General features: G+C 40.3%; 15 protein-coding genes and 1 riboswitch. Of the genes, 14 read left to right on the top strand and 1 reads right to left on the bottom strand.

Annotated elements, in window-relative coordinates; genetic code table 11:
- The 9 genes from rsmB (at nt 1) to spoVM (ending at nt 8,406) form a co-directional block, all read left to right on the top strand.
- Nucleotides 1-1,374, top strand: coding sequence for a 16S rRNA (cytosine(967)-C(5))-methyltransferase RsmB (gene rsmB, locus ACOZ9X_RS09850; RefSeq protein ID WP_423417997.1), 1,374 nt, complete (start codon nt 1-3; stop codon nt 1,372-1,374).
- Entirely contained in the window at nt 1,367-2,452 is a 1,086-nt protein-coding gene (gene rlmN, locus ACOZ9X_RS09845) for a 23S rRNA (adenine(2503)-C(2))-methyltransferase RlmN (protein WP_423417996.1), read from the top strand. Before rsmB ends, rlmN begins: the two co-directional genes overlap by 8 nt.
- A gap of 7 nt (nt 2,453-2,459) precedes the next feature.
- Nucleotides 2,460-3,218, top strand: a complete 759-nt coding sequence (locus ACOZ9X_RS09840; protein WP_423417995.1) for a Stp1/IreP family PP2C-type Ser/Thr phosphatase — start codon at nt 2,460-2,462, stop codon at nt 3,216-3,218.
- Nucleotides 3,215-5,245 (top strand): Stk1 family PASTA domain-containing Ser/Thr kinase, encoded by a 2,031-nt coding sequence (pknB, locus tag ACOZ9X_RS09835; protein ID WP_423417994.1) that lies wholly within the window; start codon nt 3,215-3,217, stop codon nt 5,243-5,245. The genes ACOZ9X_RS09840 and pknB overlap by 4 nt, the downstream gene beginning before the upstream one ends.
- A 2-nt stretch (nt 5,246-5,247) precedes the next feature.
- The gene (gene rsgA / locus ACOZ9X_RS09830; RefSeq protein WP_423417993.1) at nt 5,248-6,138 is read left to right on the top strand and encodes a ribosome small subunit-dependent GTPase A; all 891 of its coding nucleotides are present in this window, start codon (nt 5,248-5,250) and stop codon (nt 6,136-6,138) included.
- On the top strand, nt 6,138-6,785 hold the full coding sequence (rpe, locus tag ACOZ9X_RS09825) for a ribulose-phosphate 3-epimerase (RefSeq protein ID WP_423417992.1): 648 nt from the start codon (nt 6,138-6,140) through the stop codon (nt 6,783-6,785). Before rsgA ends, rpe begins: the two co-directional genes overlap by 1 nt.
- 21 nt (nt 6,786-6,806) lie before the next feature.
- Nucleotides 6,807-6,913: riboswitch (TPP riboswitch) on the top strand.
- 97 nt (nt 6,914-7,010) lie between these two features.
- Nucleotides 7,011-7,580, top strand: coding sequence for an energy-coupled thiamine transporter ThiT (gene thiT / locus ACOZ9X_RS09820; RefSeq protein WP_423417991.1), 570 nt, complete (start codon nt 7,011-7,013; stop codon nt 7,578-7,580).
- Nucleotides 7,577-8,221 carry a thiamine diphosphokinase gene (locus ACOZ9X_RS09815; RefSeq protein WP_423417990.1) on the top strand — a complete coding sequence of 215 codons (645 nt, stop codon included), beginning with the start codon at nt 7,577-7,579 and terminating at the stop codon, nt 8,219-8,221. The genes thiT and ACOZ9X_RS09815 overlap by 4 nt, the downstream gene beginning before the upstream one ends.
- Nucleotides 8,222-8,325: 104 nt before the next feature.
- The gene (gene spoVM / locus ACOZ9X_RS09810) at nt 8,326-8,406 is read left to right on the top strand and encodes a stage V sporulation protein SpoVM (RefSeq protein WP_007202502.1); all 81 of its coding nucleotides are present in this window, start codon (nt 8,326-8,328) and stop codon (nt 8,404-8,406) included.
- A gap of 306 nt (nt 8,407-8,712) precedes the next feature.
- On the opposite strand, the gene rpmB is transcribed toward spoVM, so the two are convergent.
- Nucleotides 8,713-8,901: a 50S ribosomal protein L28 gene (gene rpmB, locus ACOZ9X_RS09805; protein ID WP_066240673.1), complete on the bottom strand. Its 189-nt coding sequence runs from the start codon at nt 8,899-8,901 to the stop codon at nt 8,713-8,715.
- 234 nt (nt 8,902-9,135) lie between these two features.
- Here rpmB and ACOZ9X_RS09800 point away from each other — a divergent pair, with 234 nt between their 5' ends.
- The 5 genes from ACOZ9X_RS09800 to recG all read left to right on the top strand — a co-directional run bounded on the left by ACOZ9X_RS09800 (nt 9,136) and on the right by recG (nt 14,888).
- Nucleotides 9,136-9,498: an Asp23/Gls24 family envelope stress response protein gene (locus tag ACOZ9X_RS09800; RefSeq protein ID WP_066240675.1), complete on the top strand. Its 363-nt coding sequence runs from the start codon at nt 9,136-9,138 to the stop codon at nt 9,496-9,498.
- Nucleotides 9,499-9,513: 15 nt separating this feature from the next.
- Nucleotides 9,514-11,190, top strand: a complete 1,677-nt coding sequence (locus ACOZ9X_RS09795; RefSeq protein WP_423417989.1) for a DAK2 domain-containing protein — start codon at nt 9,514-9,516, stop codon at nt 11,188-11,190.
- 96 nt (nt 11,191-11,286) lie between these two features.
- Nucleotides 11,287-11,949 carry an L-serine ammonia-lyase, iron-sulfur-dependent subunit beta gene (gene sdaAB / locus ACOZ9X_RS09790; RefSeq protein WP_423417988.1) on the top strand — a complete coding sequence of 221 codons (663 nt, stop codon included), beginning with the start codon at nt 11,287-11,289 and terminating at the stop codon, nt 11,947-11,949.
- Between the two features lie 12 nt (nt 11,950-11,961).
- Nucleotides 11,962-12,849 carry an L-serine ammonia-lyase, iron-sulfur-dependent, subunit alpha gene (gene sdaAA, locus ACOZ9X_RS09785; RefSeq protein WP_423417987.1) on the top strand — a complete coding sequence of 296 codons (888 nt, stop codon included), beginning with the start codon at nt 11,962-11,964 and terminating at the stop codon, nt 12,847-12,849.
- Nucleotides 12,850-12,851: 2 nt separating this feature from the next.
- The gene (gene recG / locus ACOZ9X_RS09780; protein WP_423417986.1) at nt 12,852-14,888 is read left to right on the top strand and encodes an ATP-dependent DNA helicase RecG; all 2,037 of its coding nucleotides are present in this window, start codon (nt 12,852-12,854) and stop codon (nt 14,886-14,888) included.
- Nucleotides 14,889-14,966 lie beyond the last annotated feature (78 nt).

Genomic DNA, 14,966 nt, shown 5'->3' with positions numbered 1-14,966 from the left:
TTGGATAACAACATTAGGGCGATCGCCCTGGACGTTTTACTTAAAATAGAACAGAACCAGGCATATAGCAATTTACAACTGAATCAAACATTGCAGAACTCGAATATGAAGAGTGTAGACAAAGCACTTTTGACAAACATCGTGTACGGAACGATACAACGAAAAAACACGATTGATTTTTATTTGGATCAATTGTTGAACAAACCGATTAAGAAAAAAGATCGATGGGTTCTTTCTTTACTGAGACTATCTATTTTTCAAATGTTATATTTAGATAGAGTTCCTGATCATGCAATCATTCATGAGGCTGTAGAGATAACGAAAGAACGCGGAAATCAAGGACTAGCTGGTCTCGTAAACGGTATTTTACGTAAACTTCAGCGAGAAGGTACTGAAACCATGGATAAGAAAGCTTCAGAAGGGGCAGAAAAAGAAGCTCTTTCATACAGTATGCCTCAATGGTTGTTTGACCGCTGGAGAGATCAGTTCGGACAAGAAGATGCGGAGAAGATGGCACAATCTAACTTATTGGCTTCTCCTGTGACTGCAAGGGTGAACACGAAGAAAAGCAATAGAAAAGACGTTTTGGAGCTTCTCTTAGAAGAAGGAATTGTAGCAGAAGAAGGAGAATTGTCTCCCGAAGGTATCATCGTTAAGGAAGGCTATCTTCCAGCAACTGATGTTTATAAACAAGGTCTTGTAACGATTCAAGATGAAAGCTCCATGTTAGTAGCACGGGCTGTTGATCCTGTTTCTGGAGAAACGATTCTTGATACTTGCGCCGCACCAGGTGGAAAGTCAACACATATGGCTGAACTGATGCAAGGTGAAGGAAAGGTAGTTTCATTAGACCTTCATGCACATAAGATTGACTTGATCAAAAGACAAGCAGAACGTCTTGGACTTGAAAATATTGAAGCGTCCGTTTTAGATGCACGAAAAGTATCGGAAGAGTTTGAATCAGGAACATTTGATAGAGTTCTTGTAGATGCGCCTTGCAGCGGTTTCGGAGTTATTCGTAAAAAACCTGATCTCAAATGGTCTAAAACCGAAGAAGATGTGACGAGATTGACGAACATCCAAAGAGATATTTTGCATGCTGCTTCAGATATGGTCAAAGAAGGCGGACTGCTCGTGTACAGTACATGTACAGTTGATAAAGAAGAAAACGATAACGTTGCAGATTGGTTCTTAACTAACCATCCTGATTTCGAGTGGGATTCCCAATTTGCGGAAAAAATGCCTGAGAGCATAAAATCCTATATAATAGATGGTAGATCAGATATTCAGATCATGCCTCATTATTTTAATAGTGACGGATTCTATATAGCAGCATACAGAAAAAAGACAACAGGTGGTGAGAAACATGCTTAAACCTTTAACAGAGAAACAAACAAAACCAAATATCAAACCTTCTATCTTTTCATTAGAACTTCATGAGTTAGAAGTGTGGCTTACGGATATACGAGAACCAAAGTTCAGAGGAAAACAGATCTTTGAATGGCTGTATAAAAAACGTGTTTCTTCTTTTGAAGAGATGACGAACCTTCCATTAGGTCTTCGTGAGAAGCTAGAGAAAGATTTTTATATCAAACCATTAAAAGAAGTTGTGCGTCAGGAATCTTCTGATGGCACGATTAAATTTTTATTCGAGCTTCAAGATGGTTATTCGATCGAAACGGTTCTTATGAGACATGAATATGGAAATAGTATTTGTGTAACAACTCAAGTAGGATGTCGTTTAGGCTGTACGTTCTGTGCTTCTACATTAGGTGGACTGAAACGTAACCTGTTAGCTGGTGAGATCGTAGCTCAAGTTCTGCAAGTTCAGCGCGCACTTGATGAAACAGAAGAAAGAGTAAGTTCAGTAGTTGTTATGGGGATCGGTGAGCCTTTTGATAATTATGAAGGACTCATGTCATTCCTGAAGATTATCAACCACGATCAAGGCCTTAATATCGGAGCTAGACACATTACGATCTCAACAAGTGGTGTTGTACCATACATCTATAAGTTCGCCGACGAAGGTATGCAGATTAATTTCGCGATTTCCTTGCATGCGGCAAACACAGAGACGAGAAGCCGATTGATGCCAGTAAACAGAATGTATCCGTTAAATGAATTGATGGATTCTATTCGTTATTACATTAAAAAGACAGGACGTCGTGTGACGTTTGAATATGGTTTGTTCGGTAAAGTTAACGATTCTGTAGAACACGCGAACGAGTTAGCCGATCTGATCAAAGATATTAAGTGTCACGTAAACCTTATTCCTGTAAACTATGTACCAGAAAGAGACTATGTCCGAACACCAAAAACACAAATTTTTAAGTTCTTAGAGACGTTAACCTCCAGAGGCATTAATGCCACCATCAGAAGAGAACAAGGTCATGATATTGATGCTGCATGCGGTCAGCTGCGTGCGAAGGAACGTAAAGAAGAGACGAGGTGACGGGAAGATGCAAATTGCCTTTCAAACAGACGTTGGAATGGTAAGGAAGCATAATGAAGACAGCGGGGAAGTGTTCACAAAGGGTGAACACTTTCTTGCAGTTATCGCAGATGGTATGGGTGGACATAAAGCAGGCGATATCGCGAGCCAAGAAGCCCTAAAAGTGATGAAAGAAGCATGGTCTCAATTTGAAGAAAATATGGAAAACCTAAAAGAATGGATTCAGAATGTTTTAAAAGACACGAATAAACATATCTTTGATTTTTCTCAGGAAAATCCTGAAACGAGAGGTATGGGCACTACAGTCGTGGCTGCTTTAGGTACGAACAAAGAAATCACAGTCGCTCATATCGGTGACAGCCGATGTTATCTGTATTCGAATGGTGAGTTAAAAAGAGTAACGGATGATCACTCACTTGTCCAAGAATTAGTGAAATCTGGTCAGATTACAGAGGATGAGGCAGAGATTCATCCAAGGCGAAACATGATCATGAAAGCGGTGGGTACTGATGAAACCGTAGAAGCTGAGTTTAATACGATCACTTGGCAGAACGGTGACTATCTTTTGCTTTGTTCTGACGGTCTATCAGATAAAGTATCGTCTAAACGGATTCAAGAAGTATTTCAAGATCCTATGGAATCTGTTACTGAGAAGGTAGAACGATTGATCACTTGGGCAAAAGATGCAGGCGGAGAAGATAACATTACTGCTATCCTTATACAGAATAGTTCTGACACAGACACAAAAGGGGAAGCAATAACATGATAGGAAAAAGAGTCAGTGGCCGCTACAAGCTTTTAGAAGTTATAGGTGACGGCGGAATGGCCATCGTTTATCGAGCAAAAGATTTAATCTTAGATAGAGATGTAGCAGTAAAAGTTCTGCGCTCAGAGTTTAATAAAGACGAAGATTTCATCAGACGATTTAAAAGAGAAGCTGAATCAGCAACAAGTCTTAACCATCCGAACATTGTGAGTATCTATGATGTTGGAGAAGATGAAGAGATCTATTTTATCGTGATGGAGTATGTGCAAGGAAAAACACTAAAGCAATACATAAAAGAACACGGAAAAATATCAGTAGAAGAATCTTTGCACATTATGAAGCAGATCGTTTCAGGGATGGCGGTCGCTCATGATTATGGAATCATACATCGCGATATTAAACCGCATAATATATTAATCACAGATAACGGTACAGCTAAGTTAACAGACTTTGGGATCGCGCTCGCCATTACTTCAGCTACGATCACGCATACAAACTCTATTCTTGGATCTGTTCATTACTTTTCACCTGAACAAGCAAGAGGGGGGATCGCGAACGCAAAATCGGATATTTATTCATTTGGAGCCGTACTCTATGAAATGGTTACAGGAAGAGTACCGTTCGTTGGCGATTCGCCGGTTTCTGTTGCGTTAAAGCACCTGCAAGAAAACGTGATCGAACCGCGAAGGTTGAACCCTGAGATCCCACAAAGTGTAGAGAACATCGTCTTGAAGTCTTTGGCAAAAAACCCATTAAGAAGATATAACAGTGCTGATGAACTGTTGAGCGATATGAATTCAGCGTTAGATCCAGACCGCATATATGAACAAAAGTGGAACGAAGAAAACGAGGAAGATGAAAAAACAAAGTACATTCCTCCTATCGTCGTACCACCTGTTGAGGCACCAGTAAAGAAAGTGGAAGCTGAAGGAGAAGAAGTAAAAGAAAAAAAGCCTGAGAAACCTAAGAAAAAACGAAATTGGTGGCTAATTTTACTTATCTCACTTCTTTTATTAGGCGGAGCTGGAATTGCTGCTTTTACGATGATGCCTTCCATCTTTTATGTTGAAGAAGTTAGTGTTCCAGATGTAGCGGGAGAAGAATATGTCGATGCTTTCGATAGCTTGAGAGCTGAAGGTCTTGAAGTGAAACGACAGGAAGTATTTGATCCCGAGGTCGAAGAAGGCCTTGTAGTAAGACAAGACCCATCAGCTGGAACAAAAGTAAAACAGCAGGCAATCGTCACGTTATTCGTATCAAAAGGCCCTGAAAAGGAAAATATGCCTGATGTAGAAGGGTATAATATTGAAGATGCGAAAGAACGTTTGAAAGAAGATGGCTTCTCACAGATCAATATCAACTATGAAGAGTCAGACTCTGAACCTGAAGGTACCGTGCTCGAACAAAGTCCTGATCGCGATGAAAAAGTAACACCTGCAGAAACGGAAGTTACACTAACGGTAAGTTCAGGAACTCCATCGGTTCAAGTTGAGAATTTGATCGGTGCATCTGAACAAGATGTAAAAACGTTTGCCGACAATGCTGGTCTGACGGTTGAATTTTCTAAAGAATTCTCTGATACCGTTGAAAAAGGCAGAGTAATCTCACAAGATCCATCTCCTTTTACACAAGTAGAAAAAGGAGCGACGATCTCAGTTGTTCTTTCTGATGGCCCTGAAACAGTAGAAGAAGAACCACCGCCGGCTGAAGAGGAACCACCTGCAGAAGACCGCACGATAACGAAAGATATTGAAGTTAAGGTAGATAAAAAGGACAAAAGAGAACCCGTTACAGTTAAGATTGTATATTCCGATAAGAACGCATCAAATGAAGTGTTTGTAGAAGAACAGATTACGGACAAAAAGAAATATAAACTGCCATTAACGATTGCTGAAGGTGGCTCTGCTTCATACGTTGTGTATATCAACGGACAAGAAGATGAATCTGAGACGATCAATTATGATGATGCTAGAGGTGCTAGTGGACGGATGAGTAGAGATGATGAGGAAGGGGACGATGGTGATTAAGCATGCCTGAAGGAAGAATTGTTAAAGCGCTAGCCGGCTTTTATTACGTTAAGGAAAATGGGAAAGCTGAAGTTTTCCAATGCAGAGGAAGAGGGAATTTCCGCAAAAAGAAAGTAAATCCGTTGGTAGGGGACTGGGTAGAATACGAGTCAAGCAATATAACAGATGGATACATTCTTGATGTGAAGGAACGCAGAAACGAATTAGTTCGTCCTCCTATCGCGAACGTAGACCAAGCTATTCTTGTTTTTTCAGCTACTGAACCTGATTTTAGCACGCTTTTATTAGACCGTTTCCTAGTTCACATCGAAGCGAACGATATTTTGCCTGTTATTTGTATATCGAAAATGGACCTTATACAGAAACCTGATGAGATCGAGGAGATCAACCACTATATTGAGGCGTACAAAACACTGGGATACGAAGTCATTCCAACTTCAACGAAAACAGATGATAGCCTTGAAATGTTTTACCCTCTTTTCAAGGATAAAGTTACCGTCTTTGCAGGGCAATCTGGTGTAGGTAAGTCTTCACTTTTAAATGCGATCAATCCAGAGTTAATGCTTGAAACAAACGAGATCTCAAGCCATTTAGGCCGAGGGAAGCACACGACTCGTCACGTGGAACTCATTCTATTCGGTAATGGATTAGTTGCTGACACGCCTGGATTTAGTTCGTTAGACTTCTTAAACATTGAAGCAGAAGACTTATCAATGTATTTTCCAGAGATGAACGAGCTTCGTGGAGATTGCAAGTTCAGAGGGTGCTCGCATACGTCGGAACCAAAATGTGCGGTTAAAAAAGGAGTAGAGGATGGAGTCGTTCCAAAGTTCCGCTATGACCACTACGTAAGCTTTTTACAAGAAATTAAAGATCAAAAACGGAGGTACTGATGATTAAAATAGCTCCTTCCATTCTTTCGGCTGACTTCTCAAAGTTAGGCGATGATATAAAAGCTGTTGAAGAAGCAGGTGCGGATTATATTCATGTTGATGTGATGGATGGTCATTTCGTACCGAACATCACGATCGGACCACTTGTTGTTCAAGCGATTCGACCATTTACGAAGCTTCCATTAGATGTACATCTTATGATAGAAAATCCAGATCGATATATTGAAGAATTCGCAAAAGCTGGTGCAGATATTATTTCTGTGCATGTAGAAGCATCACCACATCTTCATCGAACTGTGCAACTTATTAAACAACATGGAGTAAAAGCGGGTGTAGTTATTAATCCAGCTACTTCAGTCGACTCTATCAGACATATCCTTCAAGATGTTGACCTTGTATTGTTGATGACAGTAAATCCTGGTTTTGGAGGACAAGCGTTCATTGAGAGTGTAGTCCCTAAGATTAAAGAAGTGTCTGATCTCGTAAAAACACAAGGATTGAATGTTGAGATTGAAGTTGATGGTGGAGTGAATCCAAAAACAGCTCGTCTATGTGTTGAAGCTGGTGCGAATGTATTAGTTGCTGGTTCTGCCATTTATGGGAAGAAAGATTTAAAGGGTGCAATAGAAGCCATTCGTGGTGTATAATTGATTACAGAAAATAAAATAAGCAACCACAGGGGGAGTCCTTTAAAGGGCTGAGAGGGGAGTGTTCTCCCGACCCTTTGAACCTGAAGCTGGATCATACCTGCGTAGGGATGTGGAGTCGTATGACTTTTTGAATGTATATCTCAAAAGCAACCGAGCTCACATGCCGGTTGCTTTTTTTGTTTTTTTGGTAACAGGAAGAAAGAATATAGGGGGTTATCTTGAATGAAAACAAACAATATTTCTTTATTAACAGAAATCGCTATCATGTCTGCATTATCATTGATCTTAGGGTTAATTAAGTTTGCTGGTCCATGGCCACAAGGTGGTTCTGTTTCGTTAGAGATGGTTCCAATCTTTTTAATGGCATTTAGAAGAGGGCTAAAAGCAGGTGTTCTCACGGGGTTAGCGGTAGGACTCCTACAACTCCTTGTGAACCCTTACGTGATCCATCCAGCACAGATGATCCTAGACTATCCTTTAGCATTTGCTTTAGCAGGTGTTGCTGGGGCATTTGCGCCGTCTATCACTCAAAGTGCGAGCAAGAGAACGTTCTTGATGGTTACTGGAATTTTCGTAGGATGCTTGTTAAGGACGATCTCGCACGTTTTTTCAGGGGTTATCTTTTTTAGTGATCTAGCAGAAGAGATGAACATATGGCTTTATTCATTCTTATACAACGGATCTTTCATGATTGTTATTTTCGGAATTACTGCGCTAGTTGTTATTCTTTTAACGAATACAGCTCCGAAACTACTTCATGCTGCTCATAACGGTCGCCATCAAGCAGCATGAGAATAACCATCGTTGCAGGAGGTCCTGAGCGTTTGATACCTGATCTCAAGCCATACGATCATTCAACAGATCATATTTGGATTGGAGTCGACAGAGGAACGCTCTTCTTATTGAGAAATGGCATCTTTCCACAGCATGCATTTGGAGATTTTGATTCTGTTTCTAATGAAGAGAGAAAAAGCATAATGAATTCTTCAATAAAAGTGAATCAATATCAATCTGAAAAAGATGCTACAGACATGGAGCTAGCACTAGAGTGGGCGTTGAAACAAAATCCTGAACAAATACTCATATTCGGTGCTACTGGCGGAAGGCTAGATCATGAACTGATGAACATCCAGTTATTAAATAGAAGTCTGAAAGTGCGGGCAGATGTAAGAATCTTGGATACTAGGAATGAGATCTCCTTACATTTACCGGGATGCTATGATATTGAGCAGGATCATCGATATTCATACATCTCATTTCTGGCTCAAAGTGAAGAAGTGACAGGTATAACTTTAGATGGTTTTAAATATCCGTTAGAACAAGCTAACCTTCAGGCTGGCTCATCATTATGTGTTTCCAATGAGCTTGTAAATAAAAGTGGTACTTATTCTTTTGACTCCGGCATAATATTGATGGTAAAGAGCCGTGATTAAAAAATCACGGAATACAGGCCCCCAAAGCACCTTTTTATAAAAAGGGGAATAAAGTATTTATGTTTAGCTCTTATCATTTTTTATGGGCCTGGAGGAGGGGTAAGATGAAATTTTATACCATTAAACTTCCTAAATTCTTGGGAGGCTTCGTACGTGCCGTCTTAGGTTCTTTCAAAAAAGGATAACAAACGAAAAAAGCGCCTGTGCGCTTTTTTTGTTTTGTATTTTATGAGGGGTTCTATGTAAGTAGTTGATTTCCGCTCCAGGTTGCACGCTTTCCATGAATGGAAGAAAAATATTTTGGAAAGCATCTTTTATAGAATAAAATACTATCTAGTTTTAAAGATTTGCTGTCCAGTTTAAAGAAAATACTGTCCGCTTTCAGCTTTACTGTCGACTTTTTTTAATATACTGTCTACTTGAATCTATTTTGGTCATCAAAGAAATTTTTGGACAAAGAAAAAAACAGCAGCGGCTGCTGCTGTTTTTATTTATACACGTTCAACTTTGCCAGATTTAAGGGCACGAGCAGATACGTATACGCGTTTAGGCTTTCCGTCCACAAGAATACGAACCTTTTGGACGTTAGCTCCCCAGCTTTTCTTTGATTTGTTCATTGCGTGAGAACGCTTGTTACCAGTTTTAGGTCCTTTTCCAGTAATAAAACATTTACGAGCCATGTAGGTGAACCTCCTTTACAGCAAAAAAGCTTTGCATCAATTCAATCGTATGTTAAATACTAAATAATATTAGCATGACTTCAGAAGCAATGCAACATATTCGTAAAAGGTTTTCAAGTAAATTTCCTTGACAATACTATTTACATAGTGTGAAATGTAGTAGTCCTTTCAAAATAGGCTGATATATAGTAAAATATTTGTTAGCCATTTAACAAATTAAAGGGGGATGTAAGCATGTCCATTGAAATGAAAACAACCTATGGTCAAATTGATATTTCTAATGAAGTAATTGCAACTATCGCCGGTGGAGCCGCAATCGATTGTTACGGAATTGTTGGCATGGCATCAAGGAAGCAATTAAAGGATGGAATAACTGAGCTTTTAGGACGTGAAAATTTCTCCCGAGGGATCGTTGTTCGACAAGAAGAAGATGAAGTACATATTGATATGTATATCATCGTTAGTTATGGAACAAAGATTTCTGAAGTGGCTCATAACGTTCAGAACAAAGTGAAATATACCCTGGATCAAATGCTTGGTTTGGCGGTTGACTCAGTCAATATCTACGTTCAGGGTGTCAGGGTGACAACCCCTTAGTTAGGAGGAAGTTTTGTGTCTTTAAAAGTATTAGATGGAAAAAAGTTTTCAAAAATGGTACTCGAGGGTGCTTCAAATTTAACAAGAAATGCAGCAATGGTCGACGCACTTAATGTTTTCCCTGTACCTGATGGTGATACAGGAACGAACATGAATTTAACGATTACTTCTGGTGCAAAAGAAGTAGAAAAAAACACTTCTAATCAAATCGGTGTTGTTGCCAGTGCTTTTGCAAAAGGCTTACTGATGGGAGCGCGCGGAAACTCTGGTGTTATCCTTTCACAATTGTTTAGAGGATTCTCTAAATCAATCGAAGGAAAAGAGACGATTAACGCTGCAGAATTTGCCAATGCATTTGATAAAGGTGTTGAAACTGCCTACAAAGCTGTTATGAAACCAGTAGAAGGTACGATTTTAACTGTAGCTAAAGACGCTGCAAAAAAAGCAGTTAAAGAAGCTAAAAAATCAGACGATATTCTATACATTATGAAAGAGCTTGTTAAAGAATCGAAAGCTTCCTTAAACCGTACGCCAGATCTACTGCCAGTTCTGAAAGAAGTCGGCGTTGTTGATTCTGGTGGACAAGGGTTGGTCACTGTCTATGAAGGGTTTTTAGCTGTACTAGAAGGCAAAGAACTGCCAAAGGTTTCAGTAAACGCTCCTTCGATGGGTGACCTTGTTAACGCAGAGCATCATAAAGCACAGATGCACATGAAGACGGAAGATATCCATTTTGGATATTGTACAGAGTTCATGGTAAGGTTCGAAGATAAAAAGATCAAAAGTAATCCATTCGATGAGATCAACTTCCGTAATGAGTTAAGTCAACATGGTGATTCCTTACTAGTCGTTGCTGATGAAGATGTAGTAAAGGTACACATCCATACGGAACAACCTGGTAACATGCTAACACTTGCACATCGTTATGGCAGCTTGATCAATATCAAGATCGAAAACATGCGTGAACAGCACTCAGCGATTTTAGAGAGCGAGAACGAAGTAATCCCTTCGTACTCACAACCTGCTTCTGAGAAGAAAAAGGAATATGGTATCGTTACAGTTGCAATGGGTGAAGGAATCGAAGAGATGTTTTCATCGATGGGGGCTTCGGTTATCCAAGGTGGGCAAACGATGAACCCAAGTACAGAAGATATCGTAAAAGCAATTGCTGAGGTTAACGCTGAGAAAGTGTTCATCCTTCCAAACAACAGCAATATCATCATGGCATCTGAACAAGCTGCAAGTGTTGTTGATGAAGAAGTTGTAATCATCCGCACAAAAACGGTTCCACAAGGCATCGCTTCTATATTAGCTTTCAATCCTTCAGCTGATATGGCTGAGAATGAAAAGAAGATGAACGAAGCGGTTACTTCTGTAAAGTCAGGACAAGTTACTTATGCAGTTCGTGACACATCGATCGATGGTGTTGAAATTGCAAAAGGTGATTTTATGGGAATATCTGAAGGGAAAATTCTAACTTCTAAGACAGACAAACAAGAAGTTACAAAAGAACTTCTCTCAAATATGCTCGATGAAGATTCAGAGATCGTTACGATCATCTATGGTGAAGATAGCTCTGAAGAAGAAGCTCAGGAGCTTGCTGAGTTTATTGAAGAAAAGTATCCTGATGCGGAAGCTGAAATTCATAATGGTAAGCAACCAATCTATTCCTTCATCTTATCAGTCGAGTAAAAAATGAAAAGTATTCTCTCTTAAACTTAAAGTGTGATAAAGTTAAGAGGGAATACTTATTTTTTTGGGAAAAAACGCAACTTTAAGGAGAACGTCATGAAATATAAAAGTGTATTCGATATTATCGGTCCCATTATGATTGGACCTTCTAGTTCACATACAGCCGGCGCGGCACGCATCGGTCGAGTAGCGAGAAGTCTTTTCGGCAGGAAACCTAAATACGCAACCATATCGTTCTATGGCTCTTTTGCAAAAACCTATCGTGGTCACGGAACGGATGTTGCGATCGTTGGCGGAATCCTAGATTATGACACGTTTGATACTCGAATTGTGGATGCGCTTACAATCGCGAAGCAAGAAGGGATCAAGGTTAAGATGACAGCTGAGGATGCTATAACTGACCACCCTAACACAGCACGTGTCATCATTGGAGATGAGACAGACAGAATCGAAGTCGTCGGAATATCGATCGGTGGCGGAAAAATTGAGATTACCGAACTTAATGGGTTTGTACTGCGTCTATCCGGAAATCATCCAGCTCTTTTGATCGTTCATAATGATAAATATGGAGCGATAGCAGGAGTGGCAAACATATTAGCTAAGCACGAGATCAATATCGGTCATATGGAAGTTTCAAGAAAAGAAAAAGGGAAAGAAGCATTGATGGTTATTGAGATCGATCAGAATGCAGATGAGATCATCATAAATGAACTAAATTCTCTCCCGATTGTTCAACAAGTAGTAAAGATACACGATTAAGAGGTGAGAAGTATGTTTCGTAATGTAGCTGAATTAATAGAATTAGCTGAGTCGAAAAATTGTAAGATCTCAGAGATTATGATACAGCAAGAAATGGATGTTACTGGGCGTTCTAGAGAAGAAGTTCTAGGGTTCATGGATCGGAATTTAAGAGTGATGGAAGAAGCCGTCATGCGCGGAATTACAGAAGATGTGAAATCACATTCTGGTCTAACTGGAGGGGACGGAAAGCTTCTTCAAACGTATATTAAATCTGGTAAATCTCTATCAGGAGAACTTATGCTAGATGCAGTAAGTAAAGCGATGGCTACAAATGAAGTGAACGCTGCAATGGGTACGATCTGTGCTACACCTACTGCTGGTTCTGCAGGGGTCGTTCCTGGTACTTTGTTTGCGTTAAAAGAAAAATTAAATCCTACTCGAGAGCAGATGATTGAGTATTTGTTTGCTGCAGGTGCGTTTGGTTTTGTAGTGGCCAACAACGCTTCTATTTCTGGTGCTGCAGGTGGATGCCAAGCTGAGGTAGGTTCTGCTACTGGTATGGCCGCAGCCGCGATCGTCGAACTTGCAGGAGGGTCTCCTTCGCAATCAGCCGAAGCGATGGCGATCGCTTTAAAAAACATGCTAGGACTCGTTTGTGATCCTGTTGCAGGCTTAGTAGAGGTTCCTTGTGTAAAACGAAACGCGATGGGTGCAAGCAATGCCATCGTTGCGGCTGATATGGCACTTGCTGGGGTCGTAAGCCGTATTCCTTGTGACGAAGTGATAGATGCGATGTACAAGATAGGTCTCTCGATGCCATCTGCTCTCCGTGAAACAGCTCTTGGAGGCTTAGCAGCTACACCTACAGGAAGAGAGCTTGAAGCAAAAATATTCGGCATCCCACTGAACGAGAAGTAACGATGCTGAATCAATCCATAACAGCAGTAAACGGTATTGGAGAGAAGAAGGCTGAAGAGCTGGCTAGTATGGGTATTCATTCAGTTGAAGATCTGTTAGAATATCTACCCTACCGGTATGAAGATTACCAAAAGAAAGATCTTGCGGACATTGCGCATGATGAAAAAGCAACGATTGAAGGGAAGGTTCATTCTGAACCTTCTCTGCGTTATTTTCCGAAGAAAAAATCACGTTTAACATTTAGGATGTTGATCGGTAAATATTTGATCACAGCGACAATCTTCAATCGACCTTTCTTAAAGAATCAGATTGCTCTAGGACAAACACTTACGGTAACAGGTAAATGGGACCGAAATAAAATGACCTTAACCGTCAGTGATGTTCACTTTGGAACATTCAATGATGATCATAAGATTGAACCGGTCTATTCGGTCAAAGGCTCACTCTATGGCAAAACGATGCGCAAGATTATAGATTCGGCATTTCGCCAGTTCTCTGGTCAGATCGAGGATCCACTTCCTCAAGAGATTCGTGAATCTTATCGACTTCCGGATCGAGAATCAGCTCTTAAGATGATGCATTTTCCTGAAGATTTTAAAGCGTTAAAAGCAGGAAGAAGAAGGCTTGCTTATGAAGAGTTGTTGTATTTTCAATTAAAGATGCAGATCTTCAGAAAATGGAACAGACAGCAATCTAAAGGAGCAGCTTTAAAGTTTGATCGAGATCAAGTAAACACGTTCATTCGTTCTTTACCGTTTCAGCTAACAGATGCACAGCAAAGGGTGGTAGATGAGATATTAAAAGATATCTCAAATACGAGTCGAATGAACAGGCTGCTTCAAGGTGATGTTGGCTCTGGTAAAACAGTAGTGGCAGCTGTAGCGTTATATGCAGCAGTTACAGCTAACAAACAAGGTGCACTGATGGTACCGACGGAAATACTGGCTGAACAGCATTTTCAATCGTTAAAAGAGCTTTTTGCTCCGTTTGGAATTACAGTAGCTCTTTTAACTTCTTCTGTTAAAGGGAAAGTGCGAAGAGAAACGTTGAACCTTTTACAACAAGGCGAGATCCAGATCATGGTCGGTACACACGCCCTTATTCAAGAAGAAGTAAATTTTAAAAGCCTTGGTCTAGTGATTACAGACGAGCAGCATCGGTTTGGTGTTAACCAAAGAAGAGTATTAAGGGAAAAAGGTGAGAGTCCAGATGTTCTCTTCATGACAGCAACTCCTATTCCTCGTACTCTTGCGATATCGGCTTTTGGAGATATGGATGTTTCAACGATTGATGTGATGCCGGCGGGAAGAAAGCCGATCATCACGCATTGGGCGAAACACGGCATGTTAGATCGTGTTCTTGATTTTATTAAAAAAGAAATTGAATCTGGAAGACAAGCTTATGTGATCTGTCCGTTAATCGAAGAATCAGAAAAGATAGATGTGCAGAATGCGATTGACGTTCATGCGCAGCTGAGTGCTTACTTCCAAACGTATGAAGTAGGTCTGATGCACGGAAGATTGCATTCGACTGAAAAAGATGAAGTGATGAGAAAGTTTGCAGCGAATGTTTGTCAGATCCTCGTCTCTACTACGGTTGTAGAGGTAGGGGTAAATGTTCCGAACGCTACTATCATGGTCATATATGACGCAGAAAGATTTGGACTCTCTCAACTGCATCAGTTAAGAGGACGAGTTGGCCGCGGCAGCGAACAATCTTATTGTGTGCTCATCGCAGATCCGAAGTCTGAAGAAGGTCAAGAGCGGATGAGGATTATGACAGAGACAACGAATGGATTCGAGCTATCTGAAAAAGATCTTGAGCTTCGTGGTCCAGGTGATTTTTTTGGAAACAAGCAAAGCGGTGTTCCGAACTTTAAAGTTGCAGACCTCGTCCATGATTATCGGATTCTAGAAACAGCTAGAAACGATGCGGCTAGACTCGTTCAATCAGAAGAGTTCTGGCGGGATGAGACGTATCGATCGATTCGAGAAGTTTTAACAAGGCAAGGTGTGCTCGACAAAGAAAGACTAGATTAATCTTGAAAGAAGAGTATTGATACTATATACTACTATTAGTACCAGCTCTTAATAGCAGAAAGATAAATAGCAGGTACG

It is taken from the genome of Fictibacillus nanhaiensis (genome assembly GCF_049537595.1).
Classification (GTDB): Bacteria; Bacillota; Bacilli; order Bacillales; family Fictibacillaceae; genus Fictibacillus; species Fictibacillus nanhaiensis_F.
Note: the sequence above shows the minus strand (reverse complement) of the source record. Positions and strands in the feature narration are given on the sequence as shown.